This window comes from Ruegeria sp. AD2(2025), assembly GCF_056542385.1.
Map to the genome: position 1 here is coordinate 32,103 of NZ_JBQFZS010000010.1, position 16,908 is coordinate 49,010.

A 16,908-nucleotide genomic window follows, 5' to 3' on the forward strand; every position below is an offset into this window, starting at 1 on the left:
AGAAACTTTACCTTCGCAGCGAAGTTTTAGAATTTTATGGGCTTTTTTAGTTCCGATTCGGACCTATTTGAGCACTTTTCTTTCCGTCATGGCGCTTATACCCATTAAAGCCAAAGAATAACCGGTATCCGGGCGGACGGGCAGATGAGTCTTTTTCAGTTGATTCTGGTGGCGATCATCCAGGGCATAACCGAGTTTCTGCCGGTTTCGTCTTCAGGTCACCTGATCCTGCTGCCCCGCCTGACGGGCATGGCAGATCAGGGGTTGGCGATTGATGTCGCGGTGCATGTGGGCACGCTGGGCGCGGTGGTTCTGTATTTCCGGGCTGACGTGAAACAGGCGCTGGCGGGGGTGCCGCAGGCGCTGGCCGGGCGGCTGGATACCCCGCAGGCGCGGCTGGCGATGGGGCTGATCGTGGCCACTCTTCCCACGATTGTTGTAGGCGCAGTTCTGCATGTCACGGGGCTGACCCACGCCTTGCGCTCGGTCGCGGTGATCGGATGGGCGATGCTGGTCTTTGGGCTGGTCCTTTACTGGATGGACCAGAAAGGGCCGCAGACCAAACAAGCCAGCGACTGGGGCCTGCGGGACGCGCTGGTCATGGGGTTGTGGCAGATGCTGGCGCTAATCCCAGGCACGTCTCGGTCAGGCATCACCATCACCGGCGCGCGACAGTTGGGCTATACCCGCGAAGACGGTGCGCGGCTGGCCATGCTGATGTCGATCCCAACCATTCTGGCCTCGGGCGCGCTGCTGTCGGTCGATGTGATCCGTCAGGCCGATGCGCAACTGGCCCGCGACGGCGCAATTGCGGCGCTGTTCGCCTTTGTCTCGGCCCTGTTGGCGCTGAGCCTGATGATGCGCCTGCTGCGCAGCGTCAGCTTCACACCTTACGTGATCTACCGCGTGGTGCTGGGGATCGTCCTGCTGATCATCGCCTATGGCTGATCAGGTCCGCAGGTTGCTGGCCGAGTTCTGAATGTCGTCATACTGACCCGCCGGGCGGAACTTCCACAGATATTCCGGCAGGATCGATTCCAGCGTCACGGGCTCGATGCCCAGATCGGCAAAGCCCTTGGCCCCATCCGACACCACATTGTCCCGGCGCAGGTTTTTCAACTGATCGCGGGTCAGGATGGAATTGGGGAAAAGCTGGAAGCTGACGAATTTCGCAATATCCAGAACGCCCGCCATGATCTTCGCAGCGACGAACGGCATCCCGATGATGACGCGGCGGCGGTGGATCACCTCGAGCATCTGCTCCATCAGCGCGCGGAAGGTTTTGGCCTCGGGGCCGCCCAGCTCATACACGCCCGGCTGCGCCTGCCCGATCGCACCCAGCACGGCGGCCTGCGCGACATCGTCGGCATAGACCGGCTGGAACCGCGTATCGGCACCAACCAGAGGCAGGAACGGGCTGGTCCGGGTCATCCCGGCAAAGCGGTTGAAGAACTGATCCTCGGGCCCGAACACGACCGAGGGTCGCAGGATCACCGCATCGGGCATATGCGCCAGCACGCCGGCCTCACCTTCGGCCTTGGTGCGCGAATAGTCGCTGTCAGACTCTGCATCCGCGCCGATGGCCGAGATATGCACCATCCGGTCCACGCCCTGCGCCGCGGCCAGACGCGCGATCCGCTCGGCCCCTTCCGCCTGCACGGCATTAAACCCGTTCTTGCCCAATTCATTCAGAACACCGACGCAATTCACCACCGCTTGCGCGCCCTGCATCGCCTGCGCCACCGAGGCATCATCGCGGATATTGCACAGGATCGGCTCGACCTGTCCGACGGCACCGTAGGTTTTGACAAACATCGCCTCGTTCGGGCGGCGCACGGCCACCCGCACACGCCACCCTTCGGCGGCCATACGGCGCGCGATATAACGGCCGACAAAGCCCGATCCACCGTAAATCGTGACCAGTTTCGACATGATGGCGCTCCTGCTGTCTGGGTCCTGATCCGATCTACCGCCCAAGCGCCCGGCAAACAAGGCGCAATAACGCCGCGCGGGTCCGAAAAACCGTGCCGAGTGCGTGTCGCAAAAAAACTTTTCCGAAAACTGCCCGAATCCGGTTGACGCCCCCCTTCTGTGGGCTTAAACGCCCCTCCACGACACCTGCCCAGGTGGCGGAATTGGTAGACGCGCTAGCTTCAGGTGCTAGTGTCCGTATGGACGTGGAGGTTCGAGTCCTCTCCTGGGCACCATATCCCCAAAAACATGCAGAGCCAGATTTTGTCGGCGCGTGCCGTGCGGGGTTTAGATTGAGGCCCATCGCCTGCGGTTTACTCCATTCAAGGCAGTGGCAGTTCCGATTACGGTCGACCTGCAACCACAAAAATTGGTCCGCTGCGTGGGCAAAACCTGGCGACCCCGGCAGGATTCGAACCTGCAACCTGCCCCTTAGGAGGGGGCTGCTCTATCCAGTTGAGCCACGGGGCCGCGCATCGCTTTCTGTAGCGGGGTTTTTGCAGCTTGTCATCGGCTTTGCACAACAGTTGAACAGCTTGCCCTGTTCGCGCTACCATCCCCCCGACAAACAATACAGGTATTCCCGGTGACAACAGAAACTAAACGCCCGCTTACCCTTCGTGATGTCTCGGAAGCGTCCGGGGTGTCGGAAATGACCGTCAGCCGGGTGCTGCGCAATCGCGGCGATGTCTCGGACGCCACCAGAACCCGCGTTCTGGCCGCCGCGAAAGAGCTGGGATATGTGCCCAACAAGATCGCAGGCGCGCTGGCGTCCAGCCGGGTGAATCTGGTGGCGGTCATCATCCCCTCGCTGTCGAACATGGTCTTCCCCGAGGTGCTGACCGGCATCAATCAGGTGTTAGAGGACACAGAGCTGCAGCCAGTGGTCGGCGTCACCGATTATCTGCCCGAGAAAGAAGAGAAGGTGCTGTACGAGATGCTCTCGTGGCGACCTTCCGGTGTGATCATCGCGGGGCTGGAACATTCCGACGCTGCGCGCGCCATGCTGGATTCAGCCGGTATTCCGGTGGTCGAGATCATGGATACCGACGGCAAGCCGGTGGATGCGATGGTGGGCATTTCGCACCGCCGCGCCGGGCGCGAGATGGCGCAGGCGATCCTGAAGGCCGGGTACGAGCATATCGGCTTTATGGGCACCAAGATGCCGCTGGACCACCGTGCGCGGAAACGGTTCGAAGGGTTCACCGAGGTACTGGGCAAGCATGGGGTCGAGATCGAGGATCGCGAATTCTACTCGGGCGGCTCGGCGCTGGCCAAGGGGCGAGAGATGACGCAGGCAATGCTGGAACGCTCGCCCGAGTTGGATTTTCTGTATTATTCCAACGATATGATCGGTGCGGGCGGGTTGTTGTACCTGTTGGATCAGGGGATTGATGTGCCCGGTCAGATTGGCTTGGCCGGGTTCAACAATGTTGAACTGCTGCAGGGGCTGCCGCGCAAACTGGCCACGATGGATGCCTGCCGAACCGAGATCGGGCGCACTGCGGCCCAGATCATCGCGGCGAAACTGGCCGATCCGAACACCGAGGCCGAAACCCGCGTGACCCTGACCCCCAAGATCAGCTTTGGCGACACGTTGAAACGGCGCTGACGCGCGATGGCCCTGCAACGTCTGGACAATCGCGCCGCGCGGGCCCTGTTCATGGATCGCCACGCGCTGCTGGAACAGCCCTCGGGCGGTTCAAAGGGTGAGGACCTGTCACAGTTGATCCACCGTCTGGGGTTCGTTCAGCTTGACAGTATCAACACCGTTGCGCGGGCCCATGACATGATCCTCTATGCGCGCAGGCCCAGCTATCGCGCGCGCCACCTCAAACGACTTTATGAACATGACCGGGCGCTGTTCGAGCATTGGACTCATGACGCCGCGATGATCCCGATGGAGTTCTACCGCCACTGGCATCTGCGGTTTCTGCGCGATGCTGAAATGCTGAAAGCGCGCTGGAAGAACTGGCGGCGCGATGGGTTTGAACGGAAATTCGCAACCGTCCTACAGCATATCCGCGACCATGGGCCGGTCGGATCATCCGATGTAGGCAAGGACGAAAAGAAGGGCTCGGGCGGTTGGTGGGACTGGCACCCGTCCAAAACGGCGCTGGAATATCTGTGGCGGTCCGGCGCGCTGACGGTTGTCGGGCGCGATGGGTTCCAGAAGCGCTATGACCTGACCGAACGGGTGATCGACGCGCATCTGTGCCCCGGTGGGGACTGTGATGCCGAGGCCACCACGGATTGGCTGTGCAACGCGGCGCTGGATCGTTTGGGATTTGCGACCTCGGGCGAATTGGCGGCCTTTTGGGATACGATCAGCGCGGCTGAGGCGAAAATATGGTGCGAACAGGCTCTAATACGGGGCGATATCGAAGAAATCGTCATAGATTGCGCCGATGGGAAAGAACGGAAGGTGTTTGCCCGCCCCGGCCTCTGTGACGAGGCGCAGGCCCTGGATGCGGCCCCCGGGCGGATCAGAGTACTGAGCCCGTTTGACCCGATGCTGCGTGACCGCAACCGGGCCGAGCGGCTGTTTGGCTTTCACTACCGGATCGAGGTCTTTGTGCCCGAGCCCAAGCGCATCTATGGCTACTACGTCTTCCCGCTGCTGGAAGGCGACCGGCTGATCGGGCGGATCGACATGAAAGCGCAGCGGGACCGGGGCGTGCTGCATGTTCGCGCACTCTGGCCCGAGCGCAGGCTGCGCTGGTCCGACGCGCGCACAAAGCGGCTACAGGCCGAGTTGGACCGGGTATCTCGGTTTGCGGGGCTGCAGGATGTCGAATTCGCCAATGACTGGCTGAAAACCTCGAAATAGAGCCTTATTTCAGTCCAGAAAGCCCTGCTGCTGCACCAGTTGCCGCAGCTCTGTCAGAGAAACCTCAACCGACCGGCCCGATGTATCCAGCTGGGCATCCGCGCGGCCATACAGCGCCTCGCGGCTGGCCAGAATGCACTTGAGCTGCTCCATCGCCTCGGGATTTCCGGCCATGGGGCGTTCATCGCCTTGCGCCCGCACGCGGTCCATATGCTCGGACGGCGAGGCACGCAGCCAGATCGTATGAAACCGGTTGAGCAGGTTCGTATAGGTCGCGGGCTCGGCCACAATGCCGCCGGCTACCGCCAGCACCAGCCGGTCATGCGAGGCAATCACCCGGTCCAGTGCCTGCGCTTCGAGGTTGCGATAGCCGTCCTGACCATAAAAGGCCATCACCTCGGACAGGGGCATACCGGCCATCTCTTCAATCCGGGCAGTCAGTTCGACGAAGGGCAGGCCAAGGGCGTCCCCAAGCTGCGCGCCCAGCGTCGATTTTCCGGCCCCGCGCAGGCCGATCAGGCAGATCCGATGAGCCCGGGCATCGCCGCCCGGCTGTGGGCGCAGGGCGTCCATCACCGCGCCTTTAACCTCGGCGCTGGCCTGCCGGTACAGTTCGGCCACCTGCAAGGCATCTGAATCCCAGGGATCTTCCTCGCCGATCAGCCACTCGACCTTGCAGTCGAGCGCCTGCGCCACCCGCTGCAGCAGCCCGATCGAGATATTGCCCTCCCCCGCCTCAAGCTGCGCCAGATAGCGCGGCGAAACGTCCGAGCTTTCCGACAGCACCCGGCGCGGAATGCCCCGCATCTGCCGGGCACGCCGGACCCGGGCACCGACGCGGGCGCTCAGGTCATGCAGGTCGACCCCCTTGGCAGGGGCCGGTGGCTTGGACGCATCCATCTCGATCAGACCGTCTGTGTAAAATAATGCACAAAGTACGACGCCGAACCCGCGCGGGCAACGGATTTTGGCAAGGCCTCCCGAACCGGGACGCCGCGCAACCGGTCATTGTCCCTGAAAGACACCATGTCAGAGCCCGCCTCGCGCGCTCTGCTAGGGCTCCATCAAGTGAAGCTCGTTCAACAGATCCAGCAGCATCTCATGCCGATCCGGCCCCAGCGTTGTCCGCGTCTGATCCGCAAGCTCGACGATGGAGGACAGATTCGCGCGAATAATCGCCAGCCCGTCTTCGCTGATTTCAATGATCTGGCGGCGGCGATCCTTCAGGTCCGGGCGCCTGACGATCAGCTTCTTGTCTTCAAGGTTTTTCAGGATTCGGGTCAGGCTTGGCAACAGCAGGCAGGCACGCTCGGCAATCCGGGTCGGCTCCTGCGGGCCTTCCTCCTGCAGGACGCGCAGCACGCGCCATTGCTGCTCGGTCACACCCGCATTGGCAAGCACGCCCCGGATCGGCCCCATCACCCGCTCACGCGCGCGCAGCAGCGCAATCGGCAACGAACGGGACATCAATGGTAAGTTGTCTGCCATGATGAATTTTCGCGCAATTTCATATATTTCGCAAGTTTTTGCTGAAATCGCCGCCCGAAGCCCGATTAGACACCGACGGACCCGGGTAACTGGCAGGACCAAAAAACAGCGCCATGTCCGGTGCCGGAAGCCGGAACCAAGAGCAACAGCCCTAGCCGCGCATCGCCGCGGCGGCCTGCGCATATCCGCCCGAGGCCCCATCGACGAAATGCACATGATCATCGCGCATGGCCGAGGGGACAAAGCAGGTCATCATCGCCTCTTGCTGGGCGTGCAGGCCATAGCGGATCTTGCCTTGCGCCTGCGCGTCTTCCAGCATCCGGGTGATCTGTTCCAGAGTGGCCGGGTCGCAATCCAGTGTCATTTTCAGCCCGTCATCGAACTTGCGGAAATCGGCGTTACGACTGACCATCTCTTTGTAGTGGTCCGGCTCGAACTGCCCCAGCCGCATCCCGGTTTTGAACAGCAGCCCGATCAGCATATTGCCGATCGTCAGCCTTATCTTCTGTGCCAACAGGTTTCGGCCGGCCCGGGACACATGCGCATCGATATCGACACCGGGCGGAGGCCAGCTCATCGGCGGTCCCTTGGCCGGAACCGGGTGCCCGGCACGTTCCAACCCTTCGGCGACGGACAAGATAGATTGGGTCAAGGACGCAAATTCAGCCTCGTTAGAGCCTGAATCTGGTTGTATCACCAGTGACACGATCCGACCGTGCCGCGTGGGGCTGTTGGACCATCGGCAGGACAGGCCGGTCAGATCAGGCTGCGCCTCGGGGCCTGCTGGCGGGATGGTGAACTGCCCGGATTTCATCTCCGCCTCGGCCCAGGCCAGCCCGCCACCCGAGAACATGGCATAGTCGACCCCGGCTGAGGGCGCGTATCGGGCCACTCGCAGGTCGCGCCCGGCAGCGCGGATGTCAGACACCGAAACCAGCGCCGCTCGCAGGGAGATGGCAAACTCGGCCTCGGCCCAGCTTTGCAGCGCAGCCAGCGTTTCCTGCGCAACCCCGACATCCTCGCCCGGCACCGCAAACCCGGCCCCGTCGCCACCGAAGACATAGGGAAACACGCGCCCGCCCAACGCGTTGATCATGCCCGAGATCACGGCAGCCCCGACCATGTTGACAGTCTTGTAGCGACCGCGCGCGATCTCTCCGGTCGAGTCCACGATATCAGCCACGCCCAGCACCCATGTCTCGGGCAAGGGGGTGAATTGCGCCGGGTTGCTGAGGCTCAGGAAGTTGTCTGAAACAGGGACAGAATCGTAAAAAACAGAGTCTAAAGCGGTCATGTTGCTCTCTGAAAATCTTAAATCTGCTTTGAAGATAGCCCAAATGTGAAGAATGTCCTGCCCAATCGTCACCGCCCGACCGCTTGTGCGGAACAGCGCGACGTGCCAAGCATCTGCGCAGATCATTGAGAAGGGGATAAGGCAGATGCAGGCAGGATTGGTGATCTTGTGTCTGGCTTACGTCCTCAGCCAGTTTTTCCGCGCCTTTCTGGCCGTCCTGACCACCGATCTGGGCCGGGACATCGGGGCGACGCCCGAAGATCTCGCCTTTGCTTCGGGCCTTTGGTTTCTGGTCTTTGCCGCAATGCAGATCCCGGTGGGCTGGGCGCTGGACCGGGTCGGACCCCGGCGCAGCTCTGCCGTACTGCTGCTGACCGGGGGCGGGGGCGGGGCGACCTTGTTCGCGCTGGCCACCACGCCGGTCCATGTGGCGCTGGCCATGGCGCTGATCGGGGTCGGATGCTCGCCTGTGCTGATGGCGTCCTACTACATATTCGCCCGAGAGTTCCCGCCTGCCAAGTTCGCCACACTTGCCGCAGTAATGCTGGGTGTGGGGTCTGTGGGCAATCTGGTCGCCTCGTACCCCACCGCACTGGCGGTCGAACTGATGGGCTGGCGCGCGACGCTGGCGGGGCTTGCAATCATCTCGGGCGTGGTAGCGGCAGGGATCTGGCTGTCGGTGCATGATCCAAAACGGGTCGAGACCGAACACAAGGGATCGGTGTTGGATCTTCTGAAAGAACCCGCCTTGTGGGCGATTCTGCCGCTGATGCTGGTGGCCTATGCCCCCTCGGCCGCCTTGCGGGGGCTTTGGGCCGGGCCGTATCTGCGCGATGTGTTTGACCTCAGCACCACGCAGATCGGGCAGGCGACGTTGATCATGGGGGCTGCGATGATCGCGGGCACGTTCTGTTATGGGCCGCTGGACCGCGTTCTGGGGACCCGCAAATGGGTGATCTTCGGTGGCAACGCCCTTGGCGCCGCTGCGTTGGGACTGCTGTGCCTGCGGATCGACGGCGGCGTCTGGATGTCCGTCCTGCTGCTGGCGGTGATCGGATTTCTGGGGGCCAGTTTTCCGGTCATCATGGCCCATGGGCGCGCGTTTATTCCGGCGCATCTGGTGGGCCGGGGCGTCACGCTGCTGAATCTTTTCGGCATCGGCGGCGTAGGGCTGGCGCAGTTTGCCACCGGACGCATCCATGCCGCCAGCGCCGGGATCAGCCCCGCCGCGCCCTATACCGCGATCTTTGGCTTTTTCGCCGCCACCCTTGCCATTGGTTGCGTGATCTATCTATTCAGTCGGGACAGCGTCGACTGATGGATTGGAGAAACCCGTGCAGGATATCGAGGTCATCGCACCCAATCTGAAGCATTCCCTGTCGGGCGTGACAACCACCGTGGTCCGGCTGCTGCCGATACAGGAAAAGATGATACGTATCCGCGCCACAGGCCCCGGCCTTCCGGATGATTTGCCCCATATTAGGCTCTGGAAATTGCTGTTTCTGCCCAATCGCAAACGGGTCTGGCATGCGCGGCGTAATACCGAGATGCTGATGGGGCTGATCCTGCGCACGGTGTTTCGGCGCAACTACAAACTGCTGTTTACCTCTGCCGCGCAACGGGATCATTCCGGGTTCACCAAAGGGCTGATCCGTAAGATGGACGCGCTGATTGCAACGACCCCGCAGGCGGCCTCGTTTCTGGAACATCCCGCAACCGTCATCATGCATGGGGTGAATACCGAACTGTTCCACCCCGCCGAAGACAAGCACGCCCTGCGCCAGAAGCTTGGCCTGCCCGATGGCCTTCTGATCGGCTGCTTTGGCCGCATCCGCCCCCAGAAAGGCGTCGATTTGCTGGTGGAAGCTGCCTTAGAGGTCCTGCCCCATCACCCGGACGCTCATGTAATCTTCACCGGGCGCACCACCAAGGAGTTTGAAGCATTTCAGGCCGAACAGGAACAAAAGCTGCAAGACGCAGGCCTTGGCGATCGCGTGCATTTTCTGGGCGAACGACCGTGGGATGAAATTGTCGAGACCTATCGCGCGCTCGATCTTTTCGTGGCCCCTGCGCGTCACGAAGGGTTCGGCCTGACCCCGCTTGAGGCGATGGCCTCGGGCGTGCCCGCGATTGCTTGCCATGGGGTCGGCGCGTTCAGCGCGCAGATCAAGGATGGCGAGACGGGGCGATTGGTCGAAAAGGACAACGCCCCGGCGCTGGCCGCTGCGCTGGAGGATATGCTGCAGGATCGCGCCGCGCTGGCATCCGCCGGACAGGCCGCCCGCGTCCATGTCGAACAGAATTTTCGAATCGAAGGCGAAGCACAGGCCATCGTCGAGGTTTATCGATCCTTGCTGAAACAACCCTGAACGGTTCTGAACTGCGTCAAATCGGTGTGACGGGGTGAAATAAGCCGAAACGCCTCTTTTTTCTTGGCCGCAACGCGGCTATGAACGCGCGTCCTTAACTTTGGAGACATGAAATGGGCTATCGCGTCGTTGTCGCCGGCGCCACGGGTAACGTGGGCCGCGAAATGCTGAACATTCTGGCGGAACGCCAGTTCCCGGTCGATGAACTTGCCGTGCTGGCAAGCCGTCGTTCGCTGGGGACAGAAGTAAGCTTTGGCGACAAGACACTGACAACCCAGGACATCGATACCTTTGATTTCACCGGCTGGGACATGGCGCTGTTTGCCATCGGCTCGGACGCAACCAAGGTCTACGCGCCCAAGGCGGCCGCGGCGGGTTGCGTTGTGATCGATAACTCGTCGCTTTATCGCTATGACCCGGATATCCCGCTGATCGTGCCGGAATGTAACCCGCAGGCGATCCACGACTACAAGAACAAGAACATCATCGCGAACCCCAACTGCTCGACCGCGCAGATGGTTGTTGCGCTGAAGCCGCTGCATGATCGTGCGAAGATCAAGCGTGTGGTTGTCTCGACCTATCAGTCGGTTTCCGGTGCCGGTAAAGAGGGCATGGATGAGCTTTGGGATCAGACCAAAGCGGTTTACAACCCCACCACCGAGGTTGAGCCGAAGAAATTCCAGAAACAGATCGCCTTCAACGTCATTCCGCAGATCGATGTCTTCATGGAAGACGGCTCGACCAAGGAAGAGTGGAAGATGGTTGTCGAGACCAAAAAGATCGTCGACCCGTCGATCAAGGTCACCGCAACCTGCGTCCGCGTTCCGGTCTTTGTCGGCCATTCCGAGGCCGTGAATATCGAGTTCGAGGAATTCCTGGACGAAGACGAGGCCCGCGATATCCTGCGCGAAGCGCCGGGCATCATGGTGATCGACAAGCGTGAACCCGGTGGCTACGTCTCGCCCATCGAATGCGCGGGCGACTTCGCCACCTTCATCAGCCGCATCCGTCAGGATTCGACCATCGAGAACGGCCTGAACCTGTGGTGTGTGTCGGACAACCTGCGCAAGGGTGCTGCCCTGAACGCGGTACAGATCGCTGAATTGCTGGGCCGTGAGGTTTTGAAAAAGGGCTAACCGGCACAACCGCCGGACCGAACGCCCTGAACCCCGCCCCCCGTGGCGGGGTTCTTGCTTTTGCGGGTGCATTGATCCGGAAAAAACGGCTGAACGGGCCGCTCTGATGTCAGCTGGAAAAACCTTGTATCGACCGAAATAGAATGCAACCCTGCGATCGATTGATCTGCAGTTAGCGAAACGTTGGTCGTGAGGCCGGGTTTTGGTGGCAATGCGTGCGATTACACGAACCGAGGGCTGCAACCATTTGAATCCTGCCAATTCACGAATTCAGCATTTTGTTTGGGTCGATTTTTTGCGAGGCGTCGCCGCCCTTGCTGTGGTGATATTCCACTACCACCATTTCTATCTGGCCGACGCCCTTGATCGCCCGTCTATCCCGCCCATCGGCACGTTTCCTTATGCCGCCATCCTTGAGCCGCTGTACAGCCATTGGGCAGCCAATGCCGTCGAGCTGTTCTGGCTGATATCCGGATTTGTGTTCGCGCATGTCTATCTTACGCGCAAGACAACCGCCCGCGAGTTCGGAGTAGCCCGCTTTGCAAGGCTATATCCGCTCCATTTTTGCACCCTGATCTACGTTGCATTGCTGCAATGGTTCAGCCTGAAGATGGTCGGGCACTGGCAGGTCTACGGCAATAATGACCTGTTTCACTTTGTCTTGCAGCTGTTCATGTCGTCGAACTGGCCCACATTCTCGTGGGGGCTGAGCTTTAACGGGCCGATCTGGTCGGTATCGGCCGAAATCTTCATCTATGTCCTGTTCTTCTTTGCCCTGACAATGATCCGACGATTCCCGCTTGGGGTTCCCCTGCTTCTGAGCGCTTTTTTCTGGTGCTGGTTCGCGCTTCGGCCGGGCGGGCTGTGGTATGTTTCGGATCTGGTATTCGAATGTGGCGGGTATTTTTTCCTGGGCTCCGTTCTGTATGCGCTTAGGCCTTATGACAGACCACTCCGAGCAATCCTGATCATTCTGCTTGGTGCCGCGCTTGTGGCTCTTGGCATCGCGTCCGGGCACCATTTCCTGATTGTTCCCGGCACTTCCGTTGCAATCCTGTGCTTCTTTGTAGCGCTGGATCGGATCGCGCCGAGATCAGGAAAACGGGTGACGGTTGTCGGCGATATCAGCTACAGCCTCTACCTTGTTCACGTGCCGCTGCAGATGTCTGCACTTCTGGTGGCTGATCTGATGTTCGACGGCAGCCGCGCCTTTGCAAACAGTATGGCAACCCTGCCGATCTACGTTGCAGTCTCCATTGCAACGGCTGTTCTGGCCAACAAATGGCTGGAAAAGCCCGCTGGGCGAGCCATACGAAAACGACTCATGGCCCCGCCTGCTCATATCCGCCAGCGGTCCTGAACAGTCTTTCGGTAGTTGCGTTTGTCTACGTCACGACGATCCGTCGGCCTTGGTCAGATCACCCCTGCCCTTCAACCACCGCTTTCAGGTTATCCAGCCCGCGCTCGTAATCTCCACCGACCCATTTATCCATCATCAGCCCCATCCAGCGCGACATCGGGTTCAGGCCCAGATCGGATGTGAACCCCCAGGTGACCTGGGTGGCACCACCTTCGGGCTGCAGCACGAACGAGGCCGAGGCTTGGCCCATCGGACCAAAATCAAGCGCCGTCCTGACCTGCTGGTCCTGCACGCTTTCGACGATTTCCTGCGATCCGGTCCCGACCTGCGGATGCTCGGAACTCCAGTTCAGGGTGTTTCCGACCCCGGCCTCGGGGCCGCTATAGGACAGTTTGGTTTCGGGGTCGCGGGACAGCCAGGGTGACCATTTCTCGGTTTCCTGCATCGAATTCACGTAGGGAAAGATGGCAGCCGGCGGTGCGTCGATGGTGATGCTACGCGACACTTCGGCCTTGCCGGGCAGCAGGTAGGACACCGCGACCAGCGTTGCAACAACCACGATCAGAGTGACAAAAATCCGTTTAATCAATCGCATGAGTATGATCCGATTCCAATAACGACACCGTGATCATAACAAAAAATGACGCGAAATCAGAGGGCTGATCCGCGTCATTCCAAAATGGGCAGGCAGAGGCCCGCTCAGACCGTGACGAATTTCTTCTCAGCCGGGTCGTAGCATTCCAGCCCGCCCTCGCCGATATCGGTCCACAGGCCATGCAGGCTCAGCGCGCCATCTTCGACGGCCGATGATACGAACGGGAAAGTCATCAGATTTTCCAGCGAGGCAACGACGGCGTGACGTTCGAACTGGCGGGCCTGCTCGGTGCTGTCCTCGACATCGGCAACCAGTTCGTATTTCGGTTTGAGGATATCCATCCAGCGCCCGACGAAACTGTCCTTGTTCTCCAACTGCGGGGCCTGCCCCTTGCACATATCGATGCAGCCCTGCACGCCGCCACATTGGGAATGGCCCAGAACGATCAGATGTGCCACTTTCAGTGCGGTCACCGCATATTCGATGGCTGCGCTGGTGCCGTGGTGATCACCGTCCGGCAGATAGGGCGGCACCAGATTGGCGATGTTGCGGTGGATGAAGAAGTCGCCCTGATCCGCCCCGAACATCGAGGTCACATGCACCCGGCTGTCACAGCAGGAAATCACCATCGCGCGGGGGCGTTGCCCTTCGGTCGCCAGCCGCCGGTACCAGACCTGATTTTCCGAATAGGTCGTCGCTTTCCAGCCGTGATACCGTTTCACCAGATAGTTCGGCAAAGGTTTGGCGAAGTTCATTGTGATGCCCCTGTGATCTTGACTGATCCGCTCTGTAACCCGAATTCGCACAAAATTCGAGACATTATCCCCCTGCAACGCAAGGAATTGCAAAGGTATCCGGTGGCAGGGTGGCCCTGTGCCGTGGGGGCATGACGAATGGGGTGAATGTGGTGGACAAGATTATCACGCTTGAACAGAAAGAATCCGTGCGGCTGGACCCGGACCGGCTCAGCAGCCTGTATCATCAGCTGGGCGACACCAACGCGCTGGACGTGCTGTGCCGCACGGTCGAGGAACTGGCGCTGCGCCTGTCGAACTGCGAACGGTTTTGGCGACAGCGCGACTGGCCGGGGTTGCGCAAATGCGCGAAATCTCTGGTGGCGATTGCCGATCAGGTCGGGATGACGGCGCTGGCCCGCGTGGCGGGCGATGTGGCCCATACGGTGGATTACGGCGATGCTGTGGCCACCGGGGCCACGCTGGGGCGTCTGATCCGGGTCGGCGAGCGCTCGCTGACGGCGGTTTGGGATCAGCAGGACCTTTCGGTCTGAGGGGGGTTGCGGGCGGATCATAGGCGGCTAGTCTGGGCGCGATCTGAACCAGCCCGAGACGCCCATGACCCTGTCCTTCGCCCCGCCCTCCGACCCCGCGCTGCCGCTTTATGTGCTGGACCAAGCCGACCTTGCCGACTGGCTGGCGGATCAGCCCGACCGCATTCAGGCTTGGGTCGCAGCCAGCAGCTTTGCCGCCGCGCTGGGTCAGGTACTGCTGCTGCCCGGCCGTGACGGCGCACCAGAGGCTGCGCTTGCGGGCTATGGCAGCGCAGCTAAGCGCGCGCGCAAACGCTTCCCGCTGGCAGCAGCGGCCGAAGCCCTGCCCGAGGGCACCTATCGCATCGCCTCTGGTGTGTCGGCCGAGGTGCTTGAGGCCGAGTGTTTCGGGTGGTTGATGACGGGCTATGTCTTTGACCGTTACGCCCCCGGCGCTGCGGCCAAGGCGCGGCTGGTCGCACCGGATGGCATCGACGCGGCGCGGGTCGAGACGATGGCCAATGCAGAACTGCTGATCCGGCATATGGTGAACACGCCAGCCTCGGATATGGGGCCGGAACAGCTGCAGATCGCAGCCGAGACTTTGGCCGAGGACTGCGGCGCGCGCTGTTCCGTCATCACCGGAGACGCCCTGCTGGACCAGAACTTTCCGATGATCCACACGGTCGGGCGCGCCGCTGCCCAAGCGCCGCGTCTGATCGAGCTGAACTGGGGCAACAGCGGGCCAAAGCTGACGCTGGTGGGCAAGGGCGTCTGTTTCGACACGGGCGGGCTGAACCTGAAACCCGGCGCGTCGATGGGCCTTATGAAAAAGGACATGGGCGGCGCGGCCAATGTGCTGGGGCTGGCGCAGATGATCATGAAGCTGGGGCTGAACCTCCAGCTGCGGGTGCTGATCCCGGCGGTGGAAAACGCGGTGGCAGGCAATGCCTTCCGCCCCGGCGACATCCTGACCGCCCGCAACGGCCTGACGGTCGAGATCAACAACACCGATGCCGAAGGGCGTCTTGTGCTGGCCGATGCACTGGCGCTTGCGGATGAGGGCGGACCTGATCTGGTGATCTCGATGGCCACGCTGACCGGCGCGGCGCGGGTGGCGGTGGGGCCTGATCTGGCCCCGTTCTACACCGATGACGACAGCGCCGCCGAGGCCTTGGCGCGCGCGGCCCATCCCGCCGCCGACCCGGTTTGGCGGATGCCGTTTCACGATCCTTACGAGACGATGATCGAACCGGGTATCGCCGATCTGGACAATGCGCCTGCGGGCGGGTTTGCGGGCTCGATCACCGCGGCGCTGTTCCTGCGTCGTTTTGCCGGTGATAGCCGGTATATGCATTTCGACATCTACGCCTGGCAACGCAGCAAAGAACCGGGACGCAGCAAGGGCGGCTTGGGCCAGGGCCCCCGCGCCCTGCTGGCCGCATTGCCCGAGATTCTGAACCTGTGAGTCAAGCGCAGATCATCAATCCGGTCGTCAACCTGCTGCGCCAGCCCGACGGGCCGCGAGACCGGCAGCTGCTGTTCGGCGACACCGTCTCGGTGACCGATACACAAGACGGCTGCAGCCGGGTTGTATCGGCAAAGGACGGATATACCGGCTGGGTCGTCTCGGACCATCTGGGCCCGATTGAGCCACCGACCCATTGGATCGCAGCAGCCGCGACCCATGCCTATGCGACCCCCAATATGAAAAGCGCCGATCAGGTCTCGCTGAGTTTCGGCAGCAAAATCCGGTCACTGTCCGAGCGGGACGGATTTCTGGAAACCGCCCTGGGCTTCATCCCTGCGGTCCATGCGATGCCTGTCGATACACGGTTGACCGATCCGGTGGCCGCTGCGCAGCTTTTTCTGGGCACGCCGTACCTATGGGGTGGCAACAGCCGGTTCGGGCTGGATTGTTCCGGTCTGGTGCAGGCGGTGCTTCTGGCCTGTGGCATCCCCTGCCCCGGAGACAGCGGCGATCAGGAACGCGAGGTCGGCACGCTTGTCCCGCCGGGCGCACCGCCGCAACGCGGGGATTTGCTGTTCTGGAAAGGCCATGTCGCCTGGGTCGCCGCCGAGAACCTACTGCTGCACGCCAATGCCTACCACATGGCCGTCGCGCTCGAGCCGATGGATCAGGCAATCGCCCGCATCGCAGCGCAAGGGGACGGGCCGGTCACATCACATAAACGGCTCTAATCAAGGTCAACCGAACGGATCAGCTTGCGCTCAAGCACCCTGAGTACCGCCCGCAGGTCGTGGCCGCGTTTCAGGATGCGTCCGTCCATCCCGACCACCGAATACATCCCCTGACGCAGCCGCAGGCGGGGGTGCTTCTCGACGCGATAGATCGGGTGTTCAGCCGTGCGGCGGAAGATCGAAAACACCGCCATGTCGCGCAGGTTCGAAATCCCGTAGTCGCGCCATTCCCCGGCGGCGACCATTCGGCCATAGACTGACAGGATATGAGACATCTCGCGCCGGTCAAACGCGACCGGCATCTGGGCAGAGCCGGACCCGAACCGGCTGGGAGGCTGCATGTTCATGGAACAAGCCTTGCCGGAATTGGCTTTTGAATCAAGTCCGGCGCAAACG

Annotated in this window: 17 protein-coding genes and 2 tRNA genes; 11 read left to right on the forward strand and 8 right to left on the reverse strand. The window is 61.5% G+C overall.

Features of this window, described 5'->3' with window-relative positions; all coding sequences use genetic code 11:
* The first annotated feature begins 144 nt into the window (after nucleotides 1-144).
* On the forward strand, nucleotides 145-948 hold the full coding sequence (locus ACR1XV_RS17295; protein WP_480533605.1) for an undecaprenyl-diphosphate phosphatase: 804 nt from the start codon (nucleotides 145-147) through the stop codon (nucleotides 946-948).
* Here the strand turns inward: ACR1XV_RS17295 and ACR1XV_RS17300 are convergent, their stop codons facing one another.
* The gene (locus tag ACR1XV_RS17300) at nucleotides 949-1,932 is read right to left on the reverse strand and encodes a complex I NDUFA9 subunit family protein (protein ID WP_480533607.1); all 984 of its coding nucleotides are present in this window, start codon (nucleotides 1,930-1,932) and stop codon (nucleotides 949-951) included.
* Nucleotides 1,933-2,120: 188 nt separating this feature from the next.
* Here ACR1XV_RS17300 and ACR1XV_RS17305 point away from each other — a divergent pair.
* Nucleotides 2,121-2,207: transfer RNA gene (locus tag ACR1XV_RS17305), tRNA-Leu, on the forward strand.
* A gap of 158 nt (nucleotides 2,208-2,365) precedes the next feature.
* On the opposite strand, the gene ACR1XV_RS17310 is transcribed toward ACR1XV_RS17305, so the two are convergent.
* Nucleotides 2,366-2,442 (reverse strand) — tRNA-Arg (locus ACR1XV_RS17310).
* A 115-nt stretch (nucleotides 2,443-2,557) separates the two neighbouring features.
* Between ACR1XV_RS17310 and ACR1XV_RS17315 the strand changes: the two genes are divergently transcribed.
* Together ACR1XV_RS17315 and ACR1XV_RS17320 are read left to right on the forward strand one after the other, a co-directional pair.
* Nucleotides 2,558-3,583, forward strand: a complete 1,026-nt coding sequence (locus ACR1XV_RS17315; RefSeq protein WP_480533609.1) for a LacI family DNA-binding transcriptional regulator — start codon at nucleotides 2,558-2,560, stop codon at nucleotides 3,581-3,583.
* A gap of 6 nt (nucleotides 3,584-3,589) precedes the next feature.
* Nucleotides 3,590-4,801 (forward strand): winged helix-turn-helix domain-containing protein, encoded by a 1,212-nt coding sequence (locus tag ACR1XV_RS17320; protein WP_480533611.1) that lies wholly within the window; start codon nucleotides 3,590-3,592, stop codon nucleotides 4,799-4,801.
* A gap of 9 nt (nucleotides 4,802-4,810) precedes the next feature.
* Here the strand turns inward: ACR1XV_RS17320 and ACR1XV_RS17325 are convergent, their stop codons facing one another.
* The 3 genes from ACR1XV_RS17325 to ACR1XV_RS17335 form a co-directional block, all read right to left on the reverse strand.
* Nucleotides 4,811-5,701: a helix-turn-helix transcriptional regulator gene (locus ACR1XV_RS17325; RefSeq protein WP_480533613.1), complete on the reverse strand. Its 891-nt coding sequence runs from the start codon at nucleotides 5,699-5,701 to the stop codon at nucleotides 4,811-4,813.
* Between the two features lie 153 nt (nucleotides 5,702-5,854).
* The gene (gene hpaR, locus ACR1XV_RS17330) at nucleotides 5,855-6,289 is read right to left on the reverse strand and encodes a homoprotocatechuate degradation operon regulator HpaR (protein ID WP_480533615.1); all 435 of its coding nucleotides are present in this window, start codon (nucleotides 6,287-6,289) and stop codon (nucleotides 5,855-5,857) included.
* Nucleotides 6,290-6,440: 151 nt separating this feature from the next.
* Nucleotides 6,441-7,583, reverse strand: a complete 1,143-nt coding sequence (locus ACR1XV_RS17335; RefSeq protein ID WP_480533617.1) for a DUF3095 domain-containing protein — start codon at nucleotides 7,581-7,583, stop codon at nucleotides 6,441-6,443.
* Between the two features lie 145 nt (nucleotides 7,584-7,728).
* Between ACR1XV_RS17335 and ACR1XV_RS17340 the strand changes: the two genes are divergently transcribed.
* From ACR1XV_RS17340 to ACR1XV_RS17355, 4 genes are all read left to right on the forward strand, one after another.
* Nucleotides 7,729-8,901, forward strand: a complete 1,173-nt coding sequence (locus tag ACR1XV_RS17340) for an MFS transporter (RefSeq protein WP_480533619.1) — start codon at nucleotides 7,729-7,731, stop codon at nucleotides 8,899-8,901.
* 16 nt (nucleotides 8,902-8,917) lie between these two features.
* Nucleotides 8,918-9,952: a glycosyltransferase family 4 protein gene (locus ACR1XV_RS17345; RefSeq protein ID WP_480533621.1), complete on the forward strand. Its 1,035-nt coding sequence runs from the start codon at nucleotides 8,918-8,920 to the stop codon at nucleotides 9,950-9,952.
* Nucleotides 9,953-10,065: 113 nt separating this feature from the next.
* Complete coding sequence (locus tag ACR1XV_RS17350; RefSeq protein WP_480533623.1) at nucleotides 10,066-11,088, forward strand: aspartate-semialdehyde dehydrogenase; 1,023 nt, start codon at nucleotides 10,066-10,068, stop codon at nucleotides 11,086-11,088.
* A gap of 211 nt (nucleotides 11,089-11,299) precedes the next feature.
* A complete protein-coding gene (locus ACR1XV_RS17355; RefSeq protein ID WP_480533867.1) occupies nucleotides 11,300-12,448 on the forward strand; it encodes an acyltransferase family protein in 1,149 nt (382 codons plus the stop codon).
* A gap of 58 nt (nucleotides 12,449-12,506) precedes the next feature.
* Here ACR1XV_RS17355 and ACR1XV_RS17360 read toward each other — a convergent pair whose 3' ends face one another.
* A complete protein-coding gene (locus ACR1XV_RS17360) occupies nucleotides 12,507-13,043 on the reverse strand; it encodes an SRPBCC family protein (RefSeq protein ID WP_480533625.1) in 537 nt (178 codons plus the stop codon).
* Nucleotides 13,044-13,147: 104 nt separating this feature from the next.
* On the reverse strand, nucleotides 13,148-13,798 hold the full coding sequence (locus ACR1XV_RS17365; protein WP_480533627.1) for a carbonic anhydrase: 651 nt from the start codon (nucleotides 13,796-13,798) through the stop codon (nucleotides 13,148-13,150).
* Between the two features lie 143 nt (nucleotides 13,799-13,941).
* On the opposite strand from ACR1XV_RS17365, the gene ACR1XV_RS17370 reads away from it, so the two are divergent.
* From ACR1XV_RS17370 to ACR1XV_RS17380, 3 genes are all read left to right on the forward strand, one after another.
* Nucleotides 13,942-14,331 (forward strand): hypothetical protein, encoded by a 390-nt coding sequence (locus ACR1XV_RS17370; RefSeq protein ID WP_480533869.1) that lies wholly within the window; start codon nucleotides 13,942-13,944, stop codon nucleotides 14,329-14,331.
* 64 nt (nucleotides 14,332-14,395) lie between these two features.
* On the forward strand, nucleotides 14,396-15,778 hold the full coding sequence (locus ACR1XV_RS17375; protein WP_480533630.1) for a leucyl aminopeptidase family protein: 1,383 nt from the start codon (nucleotides 14,396-14,398) through the stop codon (nucleotides 15,776-15,778).
* On the forward strand, nucleotides 15,775-16,512 hold the full coding sequence (locus ACR1XV_RS17380; RefSeq protein WP_480533632.1) for a C40 family peptidase: 738 nt from the start codon (nucleotides 15,775-15,777) through the stop codon (nucleotides 16,510-16,512). The genes ACR1XV_RS17375 and ACR1XV_RS17380 overlap by 4 nt, the downstream gene beginning before the upstream one ends.
* Here ACR1XV_RS17380 and ACR1XV_RS17385 read toward each other — a convergent pair.
* Nucleotides 16,509-16,859, reverse strand: a complete 351-nt coding sequence (locus ACR1XV_RS17385) for a DUF2794 domain-containing protein (RefSeq protein WP_480533634.1) — start codon at nucleotides 16,857-16,859, stop codon at nucleotides 16,509-16,511. The two genes, ACR1XV_RS17380 and ACR1XV_RS17385, sit on opposite strands and share 4 nt — an antisense overlap.
* Nucleotides 16,860-16,908: the final 49 nt, after the last annotated feature.

What these genes read in the sequence shown, in the direction of transcription:
- ACR1XV_RS17295 (WP_480533605.1), top strand. Translation starts at nt 145, where the DNA reads ATGAGTCTTTTTCAGTTGATTCTGGTGGCGATCATCCAGGGCATAACC.
- ACR1XV_RS17300 (WP_480533607.1), bottom strand. Translation starts at nt 1,932, where the DNA reads ATGTCGAAACTGGTCACGATTTACGGTGGATCGGGCTTTGTCGGCCGT.
- ACR1XV_RS17320 (WP_480533611.1), top strand. Translation starts at nt 3,590, where the DNA reads ATGGCCCTGCAACGTCTGGACAATCGCGCCGCGCGGGCCCTGTTCATG.
- ACR1XV_RS17325 (WP_480533613.1), bottom strand. Translation starts at nt 5,701, where the DNA reads ATGGATGCGTCCAAGCCACCGGCCCCTGCCAAGGGGGTCGACCTGCAT.
- hpaR (WP_480533615.1), bottom strand. Translation starts at nt 6,289, where the DNA reads ATGGCAGACAACTTACCATTGATGTCCCGTTCGTTGCCGATTGCGCTG.
- ACR1XV_RS17335 (WP_480533617.1), bottom strand. Translation starts at nt 7,583, where the DNA reads ATGACCGCTTTAGACTCTGTTTTTTACGATTCTGTCCCTGTTTCAGAC.
- ACR1XV_RS17340 (WP_480533619.1), top strand. Translation starts at nt 7,729, where the DNA reads ATGCAGGCAGGATTGGTGATCTTGTGTCTGGCTTACGTCCTCAGCCAG.
- ACR1XV_RS17350 (WP_480533623.1), top strand. Translation starts at nt 10,066, where the DNA reads ATGGGCTATCGCGTCGTTGTCGCCGGCGCCACGGGTAACGTGGGCCGC.
- ACR1XV_RS17355 (WP_480533867.1), top strand. Translation starts at nt 11,300, where the DNA reads ATGCGTGCGATTACACGAACCGAGGGCTGCAACCATTTGAATCCTGCC.
- ACR1XV_RS17360 (WP_480533625.1), bottom strand. Translation starts at nt 13,043, where the DNA reads ATGCGATTGATTAAACGGATTTTTGTCACTCTGATCGTGGTTGTTGCA.
- ACR1XV_RS17365 (WP_480533627.1), bottom strand. Translation starts at nt 13,798, where the DNA reads ATGAACTTCGCCAAACCTTTGCCGAACTATCTGGTGAAACGGTATCAC.
- ACR1XV_RS17375 (WP_480533630.1), top strand. Translation starts at nt 14,396, where the DNA reads ATGACCCTGTCCTTCGCCCCGCCCTCCGACCCCGCGCTGCCGCTTTAT.
- ACR1XV_RS17385 (WP_480533634.1), bottom strand. Translation starts at nt 16,859, where the DNA reads ATGAACATGCAGCCTCCCAGCCGGTTCGGGTCCGGCTCTGCCCAGATG.